Origin of the sequence: Rheinheimera marina (assembly GCF_042654345.1) — a bacterium.
Classification (GTDB): domain Bacteria; phylum Pseudomonadota; class Gammaproteobacteria; order Enterobacterales; family Alteromonadaceae; genus Pararheinheimera; species Pararheinheimera marina.
This window is the reverse complement of record NZ_JBHSGB010000017.1, coordinates 77,315-91,073: the sequence shown is the minus strand read 5'-3', so window position 1 is coordinate 91,073 and position 13,759 is coordinate 77,315. Positions and strand designations below refer to the sequence as shown.

General features: G+C 54.4%; 12 protein-coding genes. 8 read left to right on the top strand and 4 right to left on the bottom strand.

All coding sequences use genetic code 11. From position 1 onward, the window contains the following. Positions 1-11: 11 nt before the first annotated feature. Together recD and ACFO3I_RS16700 are read left to right on the top strand one after the other, a co-directional pair. On the top strand, positions 12-1,925 hold the full coding sequence (gene recD, locus ACFO3I_RS16705; protein ID WP_377335934.1) for an exodeoxyribonuclease V subunit alpha: 1,914 nt from the start codon (positions 12-14) through the stop codon (positions 1,923-1,925). A 92-nt stretch (positions 1,926-2,017) separates the two neighbouring features. Further along, positions 2,018-2,830, top strand: coding sequence for an undecaprenyl-diphosphate phosphatase (locus tag ACFO3I_RS16700; protein ID WP_377335932.1), 813 nt, complete (start codon positions 2,018-2,020; stop codon positions 2,828-2,830). A 64-nt stretch (positions 2,831-2,894) separates the two neighbouring features. On the opposite strand, the gene ACFO3I_RS16695 is transcribed toward ACFO3I_RS16700, so the two are convergent. The 4 genes from ACFO3I_RS16695 to wecA are packed head-to-tail and all read right to left on the bottom strand — an operon-like array spanning position 2,895 to position 7,518. Continuing rightward, the gene (locus ACFO3I_RS16695) at positions 2,895-4,100 is read right to left on the bottom strand and encodes a polysaccharide pyruvyl transferase family protein (protein ID WP_377335930.1); all 1,206 of its coding nucleotides are present in this window, start codon (positions 4,098-4,100) and stop codon (positions 2,895-2,897) included. Beyond that, the gene (locus ACFO3I_RS16690) at positions 4,093-5,130 is read right to left on the bottom strand and encodes a nitroreductase family protein (protein ID WP_377335928.1); all 1,038 of its coding nucleotides are present in this window, start codon (positions 5,128-5,130) and stop codon (positions 4,093-4,095) included. The genes ACFO3I_RS16695 and ACFO3I_RS16690 overlap by 8 nt, the downstream gene beginning before the upstream one ends. Next, a complete protein-coding gene (locus ACFO3I_RS16685) occupies positions 5,127-6,443 on the bottom strand; it encodes a flippase (RefSeq protein ID WP_377335926.1) in 1,317 nt (438 codons plus the stop codon). Before ACFO3I_RS16685 ends, ACFO3I_RS16690 begins: the two co-directional genes overlap by 4 nt. 7 nt (positions 6,444-6,450) lie before the next feature. Continuing rightward, positions 6,451-7,518, bottom strand: a complete 1,068-nt coding sequence (wecA, locus tag ACFO3I_RS16680) for a UDP-N-acetylglucosamine--undecaprenyl-phosphate N-acetylglucosaminephosphotransferase (RefSeq protein ID WP_377335924.1) — start codon at positions 7,516-7,518, stop codon at positions 6,451-6,453. Between the two features lie 247 nt (positions 7,519-7,765). Between wecA and ACFO3I_RS16675 the strand changes: the two genes are divergently transcribed. The 6 genes from ACFO3I_RS16675 to ACFO3I_RS16650 all read left to right on the top strand — a co-directional run bounded on the left by ACFO3I_RS16675 (position 7,766) and on the right by ACFO3I_RS16650 (position 13,725). Further along, positions 7,766-8,818 carry a glycosyltransferase family 4 protein gene (locus tag ACFO3I_RS16675; protein WP_377335922.1) on the top strand — a complete coding sequence of 351 codons (1,053 nt, stop codon included), beginning with the start codon at positions 7,766-7,768 and terminating at the stop codon, positions 8,816-8,818. 27 nt (positions 8,819-8,845) lie between these two features. Next, the gene (locus ACFO3I_RS16670; RefSeq protein WP_377335920.1) at positions 8,846-9,571 is read left to right on the top strand and encodes a WecB/TagA/CpsF family glycosyltransferase; all 726 of its coding nucleotides are present in this window, start codon (positions 8,846-8,848) and stop codon (positions 9,569-9,571) included. 102 nt (positions 9,572-9,673) lie between these two features. After that, positions 9,674-10,576, top strand: coding sequence for a glycosyltransferase (locus tag ACFO3I_RS16665; protein ID WP_377335918.1), 903 nt, complete (start codon positions 9,674-9,676; stop codon positions 10,574-10,576). Continuing rightward, a complete protein-coding gene (locus ACFO3I_RS16660) occupies positions 10,573-11,247 on the top strand; it encodes a hypothetical protein (RefSeq protein ID WP_377335916.1) in 675 nt (224 codons plus the stop codon). Before ACFO3I_RS16665 ends, ACFO3I_RS16660 begins: the two co-directional genes overlap by 4 nt. Further along, entirely contained in the window at positions 11,235-12,491 is a 1,257-nt protein-coding gene (locus ACFO3I_RS16655; RefSeq protein ID WP_377335914.1) for an O-antigen ligase family protein, read from the top strand. Before ACFO3I_RS16660 ends, ACFO3I_RS16655 begins: the two co-directional genes overlap by 13 nt. Beyond that, positions 12,481-13,725: a lipopolysaccharide biosynthesis protein gene (locus tag ACFO3I_RS16650; protein WP_377335912.1), complete on the top strand. Its 1,245-nt coding sequence runs from the start codon at positions 12,481-12,483 to the stop codon at positions 13,723-13,725. Before ACFO3I_RS16655 ends, ACFO3I_RS16650 begins: the two co-directional genes overlap by 11 nt. Positions 13,726-13,759 lie beyond the last annotated feature (34 nt).

Here is a 13,759-nt window from a genome sequence, read left to right as displayed (position 1 = left end):
TGGACAGGACCATGCAAACTTTGGAACCAAGCTATCAGGCTCAGTTGCAACTGGAGCTGACGGGCAGCCGTTGGCGCGCCATCGACAAAGCGCTGGTGCGGTTTTTTCAGCAGCAATGCCCGGGCTTATCCGCACTCTGGTTGCTGCTGGCCGGAGAAACCAGCAAAGCCAGTTCAGAAGGCCACTTGTGTCTGGAACAGCAAGACGCCGAAGCCTATTTGTTACGGGCCGGCCTGGCGCTGCCGGACTGGGCCGTCAGGCTGGCGGAGGCGCAGGTGCTTATTTCGCCGGCGCAACTGGATGAACGGCCACTGGTGTATGCCAATGGCGCCTTGTATTTTCGTCGTTATTACAGCTGCCAGCAGCAAATTCAGGCCTATCTGCAACAAGGCTCCACGCAGAGCCAATGGCTGCGCAGCCAGATGAGTGTGCCTGCATTAAAGGCCTTGTTAGATGGGCTTTTTGCTAAGAGCGCGGAAGCGGACTGGCAGCGTTTGGCCTGTGCCTTAAGCGCCAGCAGCCAGTTCAGTGTGATCACTGGTGGGCCAGGTACAGGTAAAACCACCACAGTCGTGAAATTGCTGGCGCTGCTGCAGCAATGGCAGCGCCAACAGCAACAGCCTCCGCTGCGTCTGGTGCTGGCTGCGCCCACCGGCAAAGCCGCTGTGCGGCTGCGTAGTTCAATTCAAAAAGCGCTGGCATCGTTAGCACTGGAGCCAGAAATTGAGTCTGTGGTGCCGACGCAAGTGTCGACAGTACATAAACTGCTTGGCGCCCGCTCTCATAGCAAAAGCTTTTATCACAATGCGCAGCAGCCATTGGCGCTGGATTTACTGGTGCTGGATGAAGCCTCCATGCTGGATGTGGAGTTATTCAGTGCTTTATTGAGTGCCTTACCGGCCAAGGCCCGGCTGGTGTTGTTGGGAGACAAAGACCAACTGGCTTCGGTGGAAGCCGGCGCTTTGTTGGGGTCTTTGTGTGCCTTCGCAGCAGAAGGGCGTTACAGCAACGCGACCATGCAGTGGCTAAGCGCTTTGGGTGACGCGCCGTTACCCGCTGAACTGGAAGCGGCGGTGCCACAAGCGCTGGATCAGCAAATTGCTATGTTGCGCCAAAGTTACCGCTTTTCGGCCGACAGCGGCATTTTTGCGCTGGCTCAGGCGGTCAATCAGGGCGATCTGATTCAGGTGCAGGCGCTGTGCCGCCAGCCGAAAGTCGACTTGCAGGTGTTGTTGCAGCCGTCCCAGTTAAGTCTGCGTCAGCTGGTGCTGAGCGGCCAGGCCGACGGTCAGGGCCAATCCGGCTTCAGTGGTTATTTACAGCTGGTACGGCAACAAGTGAGAGCAGACAGTCCGTGGGCCGACGAGGACCAATGGGCACAGGAAGTGCTTGCGGCGTTCGGCCGTTTTCAGTTGCTCTGTGCTGTGCGGCAGGGCGAATTTGGCGTGCAGCAGGTGAATCAGCAGGTGGAGCAGTGGTTACAGGCCAAAGGGCTGGTGGATGCGCATACCCAGTGGTATCCAGGCCGGCCTGTGCTCGTCAGCCAAAACGATTATGGGCTTGGCCTGATGAACGGCGATGTGGGCATTTGTCTGCGGCGCGACTGGCAGGGCAAGTCGGTGCTGGCGGTGGCTTTTGCCTCAACGGAACCTGGGCAAGCCATCCGCTGGGTGTTGCCGGGGCGGTTACCCGCCCATGAAACGGCCTATGCCATCACTGTGCATAAGTCGCAGGGGTCGGAGTTTGACCATGCGGTACTGTTACTGCCGGCTGAGCCGTCTGCGGTATTGACCCGCGAGCTGGTCTACACCGCCATTACCCGCGCAGCACGGCAATTTAGTCTGGTGTGCCCGCAACCGGCCTTGCTGCTGCAGGCGGTCAGCGCAAAAACCAGCAGGGCAGGTGCATTGCGGCTGGAACTTTAACTCAGGGCTGGAGTCTTTGTGCTTGCAAAACCGCAGTGTCGCCGGATAATAGTTGGCTGATGCGCATAAACCATAAATAAAAGGGTAGTTGAATGGATATCTGGTTGTTAATTAAGGCCTTTATTTTAGGCTTGGTCGAAGGACTGACGGAGTTTTTGCCTGTGTCCAGCACAGGACATTTAATTGTCGTTGGTGATTTAATTGGTTTTCATAACGATGGACGGGTGTTTGAAATCGCCATTCAGCTGGGCGCTATTCTGGCGGTTGTGTTTGAATACCGTCAGCGTTTTACTTCGGTGCTGACCGGTCTGACCCATGACCGCAAAGCGCAGAATTTCGTGTTAAACCTCTTTGTCGCCTTTTTGCCGGCCGCTGTGATTGGCCTGTTGTTTATCAGCAAAATTAAAGAGTACCTGTTTAACCCTATTACCGTAGCGACCATGCTGGTGTTGGGGGGGCTGGTGATCCTCTATGCCGAGCGCCGGGAGCATCAGGTTCGTATTCATGACGTCGACGACATCAGCTGGAAAGACGCGCTAAAAGTGGGCTGTGCTCAGGTGATTTCGATGATCCCAGGCACATCCCGCTCAGGCGCTACCATTATTGGCGGGCTGTTTTTTGGCTTCGACCGTAAAGTGGCGGCCGAGTTTTCGTTTTTCCTGGCGGTGCCAACCATGGTCGCAGCCACTTTCTACGATATTTTCAAGCACCGCGACTTGCTGTCGACCGATGACTTACCGATGTTTGCTGTTGGTTTTGTCACTGCCTTCCTGTCGGCTCTGGTGGCCGTGCGGACCTTTGTGCGTTTTGTCTCCAACCACAGCTATGAAGTCTTTGCCTGGTACCGTATTGCGTTCGGTGGCGTGATTTTAGCCACCTGGTACTTCGGTTGGGTTAGCTGGTAACAGCACTACAATGCAGCAATAAAAAAACCGGCGATGCCGGTTTTTTTATTGCCTTGGCAGTCAGTTAACGCGCCAGATACTTATCCAGCGTTTTGTACAATCCTTGCCACATGGTCTGATTTTTATGCTTGAGTGAGGCGGCGTTGCTGGCCAGCACCGGGCTCAGCTGCTCGCGTTCGGCCATCAGCTGGCTGATTTTTTGTGTCAGGCTGACCGCAGAGAGTTTCTCCAGACAATAATCGCCCATGCCAAAATCCGCCATCATGGCGTGGTACTTGTGGCTCCAGCTGGTGGCAATACAAGGCACGCCCTGACTCAGCGCATTAATGGCGCCATGGAAGCGTGAACTGACCACCAGGCTTGCATTGCCGATAAAGGCTTTTACCGCCAGCGGATCTTCAATACGGATGATTTCACAAGGGGCCAGCCGGGCAATTTCTTCACAAAGACGCTGATCCTCTTCACCTTCATGGTTGACTAACAGCACTGCATAACCCAGCTCAACCAACTGATTGGCGGCGGCGGCAAAGGCTTCCACATAGTTGGTGCGCTGCGCTTCGGCATTGGCATGGTTGAATTTGGACACCACTTTGCTGTTGGGAATAAGCGCAGCAAAAGGCCCGTCAATCAGTGGAAAGGCGCTGCTGCTGTGGCCTTTAAGACCAATGGTAAAGTCCGGTGTTAACCGTACTGTGTCGGGCAGGCTGTCGACACAGCCTTTAACATGCTCCAGCGACACCGGATCGCGCACATAGACCAGTGCCGCATGCTGAATAATATCGCGCATAGCGGCCTGGCTTTCAGCGCTGGCAAAAGGACCAAAGGCCTGAGGCATAAAAATAAATGGTTTACCGGCCTGATGGAAACGTTTGACTTCGCGGGCGGTGTTTTGCAAAAACTGCAGTGGCCACTGGTCGCCGTAGGCAAAACCACTGGCTTCGAGGATCACGTCGACATCGCGTTCTGTGACGATGCCGTAGCGGCGTAATACCCGGCGTAACGCGCCCGGCAGTTTGCCTAAGGCACCGGTCAGGTCCAGGTCTTTGCGGCGAAACGACAGTTTCTGCCAGGCACCCAATAAAGCCCGCTCTTTGTATGGCAGGTTCGGGCCCGGCGACAGCACCAGTTCGGTGTTGTTCAATGTTTTCAGGCCTTGCAGGCAGGCCAGCAACATTAAATAGGCGCCTTTGTTGCGAAATTGCACCCCTTTGATTTCGACCAGCAGTGGGCGCGATGAGCGCTCGGCATCGTTCTGGTGTAATTCAGACATAAGACAAAAGCTCCGTGGCAGTTTTCTTTTCGGAATGTGGGATCAGTGCGGCAGGGTCCGGATACCCGACAGCTATCAGCATCACCACCCGTTCAAACGGCTGTAATTTCAGCAGTTTGGCAATTTTCTTTTCGTAGTTTTCAATATCAGGCCAGTTGATGGAGCAGGACGCCAGGCCCTGCGTTTCCAGTGCCAGCATCAGCTGCATATTGGCCAGACTGGCATCGATATAAATCACGTGGCGGTCGCGCTCAAAAGGGTAGGCGCTTAAATCACCGACCACTGCCAGCAGTGCAGGAATACCATTGGCATAGCCGACAGTGCCCATCGGCAGATTGGCCAGTTTGTTCAGCATATCGCCTTCGGTCGCGGCAATATAACGAAATGGCTGACGGTTGCAGGCACTGGGCGCCTGGGCGGCAGCACTGACGGCTTTTTCCAGCTCAGCACGCGGCACCGGCTGTTTTAAAAAGGTGCGCACCGAACAGCGCTGCTGACACAAGGTGTAAAAATCGTCATAACTGATGGGCGCCCGTGGCCGCTCTGCATAAGGTGCAGGCGCGGCCAGCCGGCCATGCTTTAAACGCGGTTTGATTTGCTGCTGTAAGGCAGCAAACTGCGCAGGTTGTTTGGCGTTATCCGGCCATTGGGTGACTGCAAAATAACTGTCCAGCACATCGTGGCAGTATTTCAGCAACACCAAATCCAATGCCTGGTGGTCGTGCAGCAGGTTCTGCAGCGCGTTCAGGGTTTCGTCAATATAATCCAGCGCAAACAGGGCTTTGCGTGGCACCATGCTCAGGCCTTTTTCCAGCCGGTGAATGTTGCGGCGCAAAATGACGCTGGCAATGCTGCTGCTTTCTTCGTGCTGGTGATAGTGCAGGCGACCGGCAGCGGTGGCATGCTGTTCACGACGAAAATGCGGGTTAAAAAACGCATAATACAAGGTGGCGGCCAGCCGGCTTTTGGCGGCATAAGGCAATAAAACCCGGTCCAGCTTTTGTCGCAATTGTTGCAGTTGTTTCTTCATACAGGTTCACTCTTGACTGGCGTCTGGCCAAGCCGGACTTTGCATAACTGCCAGAAATGAGCACGGCAGCGGCGCGAGAAAAACAGAAAAAAGAACGAGGCGTAGGCATAGGAAATCAATGTTGCCCAGGCCGCGCCTTGCAGGCCGTACAGTGGGATCAGCCAAAAATTCAGCAGCACGTTCAGCACAGCACCGACGCCATGGCTGGCCAGCGACAAAGGCTCCTGGCCGGTGATCACTAAATGCTGGCTGATGAGGTAGCGCACAAATATAAACACACCGGCCCAGATATGAATTTGCAGCACTGGCACCCCGGCGATAAAGGCGTCGCCAAACACCAGCGGCACCAAAGGCGGCGCCAGTACAAACATCAGCAGCGCAATGGTGAGCGCCATGCCAAGAAAATAACCACAGTACTTGCGCAGCAGCAGTAAATAGCTGCTCCAGTCGGCCTGATGTTGTTTAAGTAAGTCCGGATAATAACGTACTGCCAGTGTGGCCGGGATCACGTACCAGAGTTCAGATAATCGACTGACGGCTGAGTAAACGCCGGTTTGTTCAATGCCAAGCAAACGTTCAATCATCACCACGTCGATGCGTAAATACACCACCGACAAAATGCCGGACATCCACAACCAGGACGAGCGCTGCACCAGTTCTTTGGTCCATTTCAGCCGCGCTTTCACTTTGGAGAAACGGCCGAAGTCGTTATTATGACGGCAAAATAACAGGTACTGATACAGACCTGTGACGGCGAACTCAATACCCAGCACCCAAAACAGCGCGTCAATGCCGTAGCCTGCAAACAGCACCCAGAGTTTGGCGACCAGACAAATCATCGCAATGCCAAGGCGGCCATAAGCCAGGGTGCGAAAGCGGCCCTGGTAGTTTTCGTGGTATTCAAACAGAATAAAGGCGATAAACAGCTGGCCGGCAAAAAGGGCGGCGACGCTTGGCAAATAAGGGTCAAATTCGGCAGGCAGGTACCAGGCGAAGCCTGACCACATCAGGGCGCCAAACAGCACTCCGGCACCCAGCCTGAGCCAGACAGCAGTAAATAAAATGGCGGACCCATCGCTCTGGCTCGGAGCGGCCTGCACTTGTTTTTGCACCAGGTTATTCATGCCGAGGTTGGCCAGTGGCGCCAGAAAGGCGCTCCAGGTCATCACCACGGCATAATAGCCGGTTGCAGAAGGGCCCAGCATCTGTGCCACGATCACCGTCACCACAGCGGCTGCGCCTAAACGGATTAAGCGTTCGCCGACCAGTGCGACAGCTCTGGCCTGTGCCAGTTTTTTCAGTAATTTAACCACGGGTGTCTTAACCAGAGCCTTTGTTCTGATAACGTCTCAGCGCACGGATAATGCGCCAAATATGTTGCAGGCCGTATGAATAAGCACTGAATACGGCAAGGAACAACAGCAGCATAATCAGGTCTGGCACCATCAGGTACTCGCCAATCACGCCAATGGTGGCGAGCATGCAGGAGAAACTGGTGATCACCACCAGTGCCTGGCGGGAATTCAGGCCAAGCCGCAGGAAAATATGGTGCAGGTGTTCGCGGTCGGCCTTAAAGGGCGACTGCCCCTTACGGATCCGGCGCAGCATAATGGCCACCATATCCATCAGTGGTACTGCAATCACCCACAGCGCAGTAATAGGACGGAAGCTGGCGCTGTCGCTCTGGGTGCCGATGATCAGCAACCAAATCACGGTGAGGCCAATCAGCATTGATCCGGCATCACCCATAAAAATCTTGCCTTTGCCTTTGCCCACCACATCCAGGTTAAACAGCAGGTAGGGGATCAGTGCAAACACCAGTATCATCGGTAACAGCGCGTGATCCAGCTGGCCGCCGACGCCCATCATCAGCGTCACGGACACAAAGCTGACGCCCGCCATCATACCGGCCAGACCGTCGATGCCGTCAATCATGTTAAAGGCGTTAATGGCGGCGATCACCGCAATCAGAGTAAAAGGAATACCGATGTAACTCAGGCTGACGTCACCCAGTGCAAACAGATTGCCGAGGTTACTGACATAAAGCCCAAGGCCATACACCATGGTGGCACCGACCAGCAATTGCACCACCAGCCGCAGTTTGACGCTTAAATCGTAGAAGTCATCAAAGACCCCAAGCAGCACAATAATGCCGCCGCACAGCAGGTAGTAGTAATGCACATTCTCCGGCAAGCCATACCAGCTTAAGGTCAGGGCCACACCGGTAAAGACGCAGATGCCGCCAATCAGTGGCACGGCGCCAACGTGTTGTTTGCGGCCTGCAGGTTTGTCCACCAGGCCGATTTTATTGGCGATGGGGATCATCAGGAAAATGGCTAGCAGGGTGATAACAAAGGTGGTGATGAATAACTGTAGATGATCGGTCATACAAAGTCCGCAGAGCAGCTGATCCAGCCGAAACTGGCCTGATTATAGGGGAGTTTTTTCTGGCTGACTATCGGCGCTGACGGAGAATCTTATCCGGCATAACGACTTTGGTTTAAAAAAATGCTCTAATGCGATCTATTCGGCAGGCCGAGCGCTAAAGCCTGGGCTGCTGGCCAAAATATCTACTATCTATCAACTGGTTAGTGGCGAAATCAACGATTTAACAACACAAGGAAAGAGGGCTTAGTTGGACCCGCGTATTTTAATTCTGACCAATATGGGACCCAAAGCGTCAGCGCCTTTTCAGGGGCAGTTTGTCCGCACCCAAATGCAGGCGCTGTCGGCCTTGCTGCCGGTGCAGTATTTTTATATGAGCTGGCACTCCGATTCCCGTATCAACCGCCTGCTGAAATACCCGGTGTTGTTTCTGCAGTTTGTCTGGCGCTTTGTGCTGAGCCGGCAAAAACTGGATTTGCTGCATGTGCACTTCTTTTATCCGACCATTTATCTGGCCATTGTCTACAAGGTGCTGCGCAACCCCAAGGTAAAAATTATGGTGACCTGCCACGGTAGCGATATCTATTATTACGAACCCTTTTCGGCCTTGTACCGCTGGTGCAGCCGCTGGGTGGATCAATGGGTTTACAGCAGCAGGCCGCTGAAAGCGCGGGCCTGGCAGGCGCCGGATGATGCGCCGGTAATTGCCGCTGGCATTGATGCTACCTTTGCCCAGACTGAGTTTTTAAGCCGTGAGCAAAAAGATATTGATCTGCTCTATGTCGGTTCTTTGGACCAGAACAAAGGCATGGACCGGTTGATCCGGCTGTTGCCAGCGCTGGCCGGCTACCGGTTGGCGCTGGTGGGCAAAGGGCCCTACCAGTCCCGGCTGGAGCAAGCCATTCAGGCCTACCCGAATGTGCAGTTACTTGGGCCGAAAAACAGTGATGAATTAAAAGCCTTGTATCAGCGCTCGCGCTGCTTTTTAAGTTTGTCGCGCAATGAATCTTTTGGTCTGGTGATGACCGAAGCCATGGCCTGTTACACCCCGGTGATTGCCACCCAAACTGACGGTTCGTTGCAGCAACTGGCGGACAGGCCCGAATGGATAGTGCCACAACAGGATGAAGCCAGACTGGACGCGGTGTTGCTGGAAAAAATTCAGCAGCTATTAAGTTTATCCGCCTCAAACTATCAGGCATTGCAACAGGTCGGACGAGCGCAGGCGATGCCCGCTGTGGTCAGTCAGGTTGCACTGCAGGTGCAGCAGCTTTATCTGCGCTTGCTACAAGACAACGATTAACAACACGCCTGCGGGCAGAGGAATTTTATGGTGCAGCAACCCGAGGTGGTGCAGGTGGGGGGGATTGGTGTGATGGCGTTTGCCGACATGCCGGAGTTGGTGAATTACATCGTTCACGATGATGGCACCGTCTTCGCCGGCTCTGCGATTGCGATGAACCCGGAAAAAGTGATTGCCGCCGGTAAAAACCCTCAGTTGATGCAACTGCTGAATCAGGCTGATATCCGTTATGCCGATGGTATGGGCGTGGTGAAAGTGATGCGCCGTAAACTGAAACGCAAAGTCAAACGTATCCCCGGCTGTGAGCTGTGGCAGGAACTGATGGCCAAGGCTGCGCAGACCAAAACGCCGGTGTTTTTAGTCGGTGCCAAACCACAAGTGCTGCAGGAAACTGTGGCCAAACTGCAAGCCATGGGCGTGCAGGTGATGGATTCGCAGGACGGTTATTTTAAAGACGAAGACGCACTGATAGAGCGCATTGCCGCCAGTGGCGCCAAGATGGTCACTGTGGCGATGGGATCGCCGCGTCAGGAACAATTTATTGGCAAGTGCCAGCAGCAATTGCCTGACGCCTATTATATGGGCGTCGGCGGCACTTATGACGTATTTACCGGCCATGTAAAACGGGCGCCGGCACTGTGGTGCAAATTGCATCTGGAATGGGCGTATCGATTGTTGTCACAGCCGTCCCGTATTGGTCGTCAGATGAACCTGGTGACCTTTGTCTGGCGTTACCTGACGCACAAGGTCTGAAGCAGATAACCTGGTCGACTGAGGTTGCGGGGCAAGCCGCAGTGCAGTAAATGCTGCTGCAGCTTCAGGGACCAAGGGTAAAAATTACAACAGGGTGTTGCAGTGAATAAAACCGAGCTGCCATTAATCAGTGTGTATATGCCAACCTACAACAGGGCCGAGATGTCACAGCGGGCCATTGACTCTGTGTTGGCGCAGGACTATCCGAATCTTGAATTGCTGGTGGTTGATGATGCGTCCAGGGATGACACCTGGGCGGTGTTGAACCAGCGTTATGGAACCGACCCGCGGGTGCGGTTGTTCCGGCAGGCCAGCGGGCAGGGCGCCTGTGCTGCGCGCAATCTGGCCATTGCCGAGGCCAAAGGTGAGTTTGTCACCGGCATCGACGATGACGACGAATTTCTGCCCAACCGGCTGAGTTCGTTGTACCAGGCCTACGATGACCAGTTTGCTTTTGTCTGCTCCAGTTATTTCTGGGACTATGGCAGTCACCGCAAACAGTTGTATCCGGACCAGGCGCAAATCGGCCTGGCGGAATTGCTCGACGTGCATGTGCTGTCCAATCAGGTGCTGGTGAAACGCGCCCGGATGCTGGCACAGGGCGGTTTTGACGTGCAGCTGGCTGCCTTTCAGGATTACGACATGTGGATCCGTTTAGTTGCTGCCTATGGCAAAGCGCTGCGCCTGGCCGAAGCCACCTATGTGGTTCATGTCGGCCATGAACTGGGCCGTATTACCACGTCGCCGAAACGGCTGGCGGCACAAAGTTACTTTATGGAAAAACACCTGCCGCTGATGAATGAGCGCAACAAACAAAACCAGTTGTTTTACCGTTTGGTGATGGAGCAGCAGAAGCTGAGTTTCCCTGCGTTGCTGTTCTTCTGCCGCTATGGCCTGTGGGGCACCAAAATCCGTTACTACCTGAAACAAAAGCTACACTGGCTGATCAAACTGCGTCAGCAGCTGTTGACCAAAGGCATTAAAGGACTCTTTTCCGGCAAATGAACAACTCCAGTGATTTTATGCTGCAAAGCCTGAGGCTGTTGCGCGAGCGCGGCCTGCTGCTGTTGGCCAGTGCACTGTTGTGTGCAGTGGCCGCCGCGCTGTTAGCCTCTTTGCTTGCGCCTCTGTATCGCAGCACAGCGGTGCTGACCCTGACCGACTGGCAGGCTGAACGACTGGCCAGGCGTGATGCGCCAACAGACAACAACCCAGCCAATGTTGGCGGCGCAGCTGCCGATGAAATGAGCCGGGCTCTGGTGCAGCTCAAATCTGCCGATTTATGGGCAGCGCTGCAGGCTAAACCTGAGCAACTTAGTTTCGAACATAAACGCCGTGGCAATGTGCTGGAACTGCGAATGACCAGTGAGCAGGCGGGTCAGGCAACGGAGCTGTTGCAGCAGTTGGTGCAGTTGTGGGATCAGCGTCTGCAACAAGCCTTTATTGCTCAGCGCGAGCAACAGTTACAGCAGGTTGCCGATACACAAATGGCAGTCGAATTGCAGCAGGCCAAGCTGTTATCGCCTTTTGCGCTGCGCTTTTTGCAGGCACCGAGCCCAGCTGAGTTGCCGTTATCCCGCCCTTGGTTTTATTGGGCACTTTTTAGCGGCGCAGCGGCCTTTGTGCTGTTGTTTCAGCTGCTGTTGTTCAGACGTTTATTTGTATGCAAAGCCTGACGGCTTGGCGCGGTGCAGACCGCCTGTTGCTGGGTTTGTATTCGGCGTATTTGCTGGTGGATGCCTGCAATGGTTTTTTGCTGAATGAACTGGGACGGGCCTTTGGCCTGTCTGCCTTGTACAAACTGACGTTGATGGGGCTGACTTTCTGGCGCTTGACGACACTGGCGCCTGCGCTGGCCAGTGGCCTGATGCTGGTTGGCTGTGTGCTGCTGTTGGGGCCTGGTTATTCCTGGTTACGTTATGGGCTGCCGTTGACAGAGGATATTGCGCTGGTACTGAAACTACTGGCGCCAGCACTTTGTTTTGCTTATTTTGCCGCACTGTGCCGGACCAATCCGGATGAATTTCGACGCAGCAGCTACTGGCTGTTGGGTCTTAATCTGGCCACTGTGCTGCTGAATTTTGCCTTGGGCGCTTTTGGGTTTGGTTACAGTTCCTATTTGCCGCAGCCGCATTTGGCGACGCAGGCGCTTGGCAGCAAAGGTTTTTTTAATGCGGCCAATGAGGTCTCTGTGGTGCTGTTGGCGCTAACTGCGCTGAGTCTGCCGTTGCTGTGGCAGCGCCAGAAGGGAGCCTTTGGGCTGCTTGCTGTGGCTTTGTGTGGTTGTGCCAGTCTGCTGATGACCAAAAGTGGCCTGGCTGGTGTGCTGCTGTTGGCAGCCCTGGTGCCGGTCTGGTGGTTGTGGTCTCAGCTGAGTCAAAAACAACGTGCCGTACTGCTCGCTACTGTGGCGTTATCTGTGCTGCTGGTCGCTTTTAACCTGCCTGCACTGCTGGCCAAACTGGGTCTGTGGCAAAAGCTGCAGTATGTATACCAGAACCAGGGGCTGGCAGGGGTTCTGCTGTCGTCACGTGATCAGTATGCGCTGGCCATTTGGCAGATCAGTTCGGATTATTACTCAGCACTGCACCGGCTGTTCGGCATTGGTCTTGCCGGCGTCAGCAACCATAGCTGGAAGTACTGGGCCGAATCTGATGCGTTTGACTTATTTATTTTTTATGGCGTGCCGGGCGCACTCTGGGCCAGCTGGCTGTTTTTCGGCTTTCTGCTGCACAGTCTGGTCTGTCATCTGAAGCGGCCTTCCGTATTGAGCGCCTCTGTGCTGCTGTTAAATGCGTTGTTGCTGAGTATTGCGGTGGTGGCCGGCCATGTCCTGAGCTCTGGCATGTTGTGGCCCTTATGGGCGCTAGCCAATGCCTGGTTGCTGTTGCCTGCAGAAGAGACTCCCGATGCTGAGTAATGATTTTGTCCGCAAACTCTTTAACAACAGCCTGGCGCATGGCCTGAACTTTGGGTCGCGTTGGCTGCTTAACCTGCTGCTGGCGCGTTACATGCTGGACGCCGATTTTGGCCTGTTCAGCTACGTTTATATGCTGGCTAATCTGTTTTTCCCTGCCATTGCCTTTGGCGTCAGCTTTTACCTTATTCACCACAGCGCGCATCGGCAGGAACCAACGTTGTTATTTAACTCACTGCTGATGTCCTGCGGCGTGTTTTTGTTGCTGTTGGCAGGGGCGGCGATTTGGGTGGCCAGCGGTCAGAGCGAAGTAGCGTTCGAACTTTATGTACTGAGCTTAGGCATTGGCTTGCTCTGGGCCCTGGCGCAGGCGCTGTTTTCATACCTCAAAGGCCGCCAGCAGTTTTTTGTCGAGGTCAAAACCAACTTTGTCAGTGCGTTATGCCTGGGCCTTGTGTTGCTGCTGTTAATGTTTGATCTGCTGAATTCGGTGGATGAAGTGTTGTGGGCCATTTTAGCCTGTGCGCTGGTGCCGGTGGCGATGGGACTGCAGGTGGTCTGGCCGGATTTACGTCAGCACTGGCCGTTGTACCGGGGGCAGTTTAAAACCGTCTTTGGCTGGCCTGCCGTGGCGGAGCGTTTGCCCTTTGCCTGGGCCGATCTATTTGCCATTGTGATGACGAATATTCCGTTTATTTTCCTGGCACTGTTTAGCACCTTGCTGGAACTGGGCCAGTTCAGAAAACTCTTTATTCTGTTTATGCCCATCACTTTATTGCCGGTTATTTTCTCGCAGGTGTTTTTAGCCAGGCTGAGCCGACTCACAGAGCTGACCACTAAAATGCAGTTTTTCCGCAAAGTAATGCTGCTGTCGTTACCTCTGTTATCACTGCCGTATCTGCTGATGTGGCCGCTGGCTGAGTGGCTGTATGAGCTGTGTTTTCATGAAGTGCTGGCGGCAGAGGTGGTGCTGATGTTGCACCTGGTGTTGGCAACCTTGTGGCTAACGCTAGTCAAAACCTACTTCGAAGTGCTGTTGACGTCTGTGGGGGCTAACAAACGCAAAGCCTCGCTGGTGACGCTGGCGGTCGCACTGACTTCTCTGGGGTATTTATGGTTTAACACTGACTTAACTGTCGCGGTGACGTCTTGGTTATTCCTGGCGGGTAACTTAACCATCACATTGATGCTCGCGATTGCCTGTTGGCTGGAAGTGCGCCGTCAGTCAGCGCCTTGATGCAGGTGTGTGAGCAAAAAAGGGCGCTTTCAAG

Bases quoted from the DNA above. Each gene is read 5' to 3' on its own strand.
- ACFO3I_RS16660 (WP_377335916.1), top strand. From the start codon at position 10,573: ATGAACAACTCCAGTGATTTTATGCTGCAAAGCCTGAGGCTGTTGCGC.
- ACFO3I_RS16690 (WP_377335928.1), bottom strand. From the start codon at position 5,130: ATGAAGAAACAACTGCAACAATTGCGACAAAAGCTGGACCGGGTTTTA.
- ACFO3I_RS16655 (WP_377335914.1), top strand. From the start codon at position 11,235: ATGCAAAGCCTGACGGCTTGGCGCGGTGCAGACCGCCTGTTGCTGGGT.
- ACFO3I_RS16670 (WP_377335920.1), top strand. From the start codon at position 8,846: ATGGTGCAGCAACCCGAGGTGGTGCAGGTGGGGGGGATTGGTGTGATG.
- wecA (WP_377335924.1), bottom strand. From the start codon at position 7,518: ATGACCGATCATCTACAGTTATTCATCACCACCTTTGTTATCACCCTG.
- ACFO3I_RS16650 (WP_377335912.1), top strand. From the start codon at position 12,481: ATGCTGAGTAATGATTTTGTCCGCAAACTCTTTAACAACAGCCTGGCG.
- ACFO3I_RS16700 (WP_377335932.1), top strand. From the start codon at position 2,018: ATGGATATCTGGTTGTTAATTAAGGCCTTTATTTTAGGCTTGGTCGAA.
- recD (WP_377335934.1), top strand. From the start codon at position 12: ATGCAAACTTTGGAACCAAGCTATCAGGCTCAGTTGCAACTGGAGCTG.
- ACFO3I_RS16695 (WP_377335930.1), bottom strand. From the start codon at position 4,100: ATGTCTGAATTACACCAGAACGATGCCGAGCGCTCATCGCGCCCACTG.